General features: G+C 51.4%; 2 protein-coding genes. Both read left to right on the top strand.

The annotated features are described in order from the left end of the window. Window positions 1–850: 850 nt before the first annotated feature. A complete protein-coding gene (gene galE / locus ACXRVY_RS21775) occupies window positions 851–1,873 on the top strand; it encodes a UDP-glucose 4-epimerase GalE (RefSeq protein ID WP_458238214.1) in 1,023 nt (340 codons plus the stop codon). 682 nt (window positions 1,874–2,555) lie between these two features. Further along, window positions 2,556–3,133: polysaccharide biosynthesis/export family protein (locus tag ACXRVY_RS21770; protein ID WP_458238215.1), on the top strand; the 578-nt coding region annotated here is incomplete at its 3' end.

Below are 3,133 nucleotides of genomic sequence, written 5' to 3'. Positions count from 1 at the left end.
CTATACAAGTGGCGGATTCTTTCACCAAACAGCCAAATCGGGACTTAGTTACTATCCTGCTTGGATTGACAAACTAAACTTGCGTTGGGCCTTCAGAATTAAAGATGAGCCAAAATTATACAGACGATACACCTTGGATTTCGTAAAGTTCATATTCTTATTCACTTACGACGCTTTATTATTCAAAATTAAAAAATAGATACTTGACTTTCTCCGCAGGCGGATATTGACTTTTTATTGAAAAAACCTAGCTATCCGACGGCATCGTCTATGCTGGCTCTCATACCAACTTTACTCTGTTTAATATTGATTTTCTTATTTATCGGCAAGCAAATTCACGACAGCAAGAATTAGTAGCCTTTTACCATTGAGGCTTGCACTACGCCTTTCGGGGATGTCGCCGAACAGTTTCTAGCTCCTTCTACCTATAGCGAAGAGTTGAATGGCCGACTTAAAAGCATGTTTTCGATAAGTAAGTAGTCGATGTTGGTGCTGCGCACTAGCCTCACCTCTCATGCTTGCTTTTCACTACAGGTGAGAATGGTTAGCCATGCTTCAGCTTTTTTTGTTGGGACCCAAGGAGGATGCCACGTCAAAAGTCGCCAAAAAAGTCAAACAACCACGTCGCCGACTTAATAAAACCTTATTAATTGCTGATCCGATCGGTTGTGTGTCACTTTCGGTCTTTCGATGTGCTCGCAGGGAAGGTAAAACGAACATAGCATCGACGCGCAAACTCTCATCAATAAAATTCAAGCGATCCTAGTAATCCTTACTAGCGCTCTTGGCCCTCGAAAACTCAGATTCGATTACTCCCCCTCTTATTCTTCATTTGAAAGGACTCATTCCTTTGACTAGAAAAATTTTGGTGACAGGCGGTGCCGGTTACATCGGTTCGCACACCACACTCGCTTTGCTCGAAGCGGGACACAACGTTATAGTGTTGGATAACCTCTGTAATAGTTCGGTGGAGTCGCTTCATCGAGTGGGGGGTATTTGTGGAAAGTTGCCCGAATTTATTCAGGGGGATATTCGCGACCGTGCGCTGCTGGATGAGCTGTTCGCTTCGCAGAGGATCAGCGCGGTATTACATTTCGCCGGTTTAAAATCGGTGGGGGAAAGTGTCCGCAAACCGCTCGACTACTATGACAACAATGTCGCAGGCAGTGTCACCCTGTGTCAGGCAATGGCCCACGCCGGAGTTTTCAATTTTGTGTTCAGCTCTTCCGCCACGGTGTATGGCGAGCCGACGCAGATGCCGATCCGGGAGGATTTCCCCACTGGCGTGCCGACCAATCCCTATGGTCGCTCCAAGCTGATGGTCGAGGATCTGTTGCAGGATCTGGCGAAATCAGACCCGCGGTGGAGCGTCGCCCTGCTCCGCTACTTTAACCCGGTGGGTGCACACCAAAGCGGGCTGATTGGCGAAGATCCCAATGGCCTGCCGAACAACCTCCTGCCCTATGTCAGCCAGGTGGCCATTGGCAAGCTCAAGCAGTTATCGGTGTTCGGTGCCGATTACCCGACGCAGGATGGTACCGGGGTGCGCGACTACATCCACGTGCAGGATCTGGCCGATGGGCATTTGTGCGCGCTACGGACAGTCCTCCAAAAAACCGGGGTGAACATCTGGAACTTGGGCACCGGTATCGGTTACAGCGTGCTGGAAATGATTCGGGCATTCGAGGAGGCAAGTGGTCGGGCCGTGCCTTACAAATTGGTTGAGCGTCGTCCCGGAGATATTGCCGAGTGCTGGGCCGACCCCACAAAAGCCGCCAATGAATTGGACTGGAAGGCCAAGCGCGGGTTGCMGGAAATGATGACCGATACTTGGCGTTGGCAAGCTGCTAACCCACAAGGTTATGGCCGGTAGCATCTCTCGTATGGCGTAGCGATCAGACGTGAACCATTACATTGGCACCACATACCCAATAACGACTGTTAGAAACAGCAAGTACGTTAGAAAACGTCAGACCTGTTAGGCATCCTACACAGGTATTCTTGAGGCAATGATCGCAAGATAAATCTCACTGAGGAATGACCCAGAGGTCAACTCTCATCGAGCTCGAATCAATAACTATACTTAACGCTACTGGACGCTCAGAGTTTTTGGCCTTGCACGCTCGCTTCTTAGCTTCACCGCCAATACCGACGATGCATCAAAAAGGAATCTACCATGACCAAACTACTTGCTTCCGTTCTAATGCTTTCTTTGAGTGCCTCCGTTTTCGCCGCTGAGCCTCCCGCAGCGTCTTCTGCTCCAGGCACTCCTGCAAAACCCGCAGCAAACGCTCCTTTGAGTCTGAACACCCCTCTCGTGGGCAGCCTGACCACAGGGACTGCTCTGGGCATCGGTGCCGCGGTTATAGCCGGAGCTGCTGCACTGTCATCCAGTGGTGGCGGAAGCAACAATGACGGCGGCACTACTGGCACTACCGGTACCACTGGTACCACCGGTACACGCTAAGCGCACCGCGAGGTCGATAGCCTTCTACCACCCGGAGCAATCTGGGTGGTTTCGTTCTGATGTGTTCCCTCCACAAGTGTCCTCAATCATGATTCGTAGTTTGTCGCTCGCTGTGCTTGCAGGTGTTGCCCTGCAGGGCTGTATGTTCTCGCCTGGTCAACACCTGGATACCAGTCAGGTTGGCCGTGAAGGCTCACCGGAAAGCACTCGGATCGAGTTGATTCCGATAACGCCCAAACTGATTGCCCAGAACGCGGCGACAAAAGTGCAAGCCTCGGTGCCCGCCGAGTTGTTGGCGTACAAGCCGGGGGCTTACCGGATTGGCGCCAATGATGTGTTGTACATCACCGTGTGGGACCATCCTGAGTTGACTGCGCCATCGGGCCCGCAACAGCAAATTGATGCGAACGGCCGCCTGGTACGCCCGGACGGCACCATGTTTTACCCCTATATCGGCAATATTCATGCTGAAGGCAAAACCATCGAGGAGCTTCGCGGTTTTATTGCCGAGCGCCTGACTCAATTCGTCGACAGCCCCCAGGTTGACTTGAGTGTTTTGCGCTTTGCCAGTCAAAAAGTCGTTATTTCCGGTGCAATTTTGAAAGCCGGTCAACAACCCATTACCACTTCGCCGCTCAGTGTCGTCGAAGCCATGGGCACTGCTAC

The organism is Pseudomonas sp. P5_A2_2, from assembly GCF_054177685.1.
Note: the sequence above shows the minus strand (reverse complement) of the source record. Positions and strands in the feature narration are given on the sequence as shown.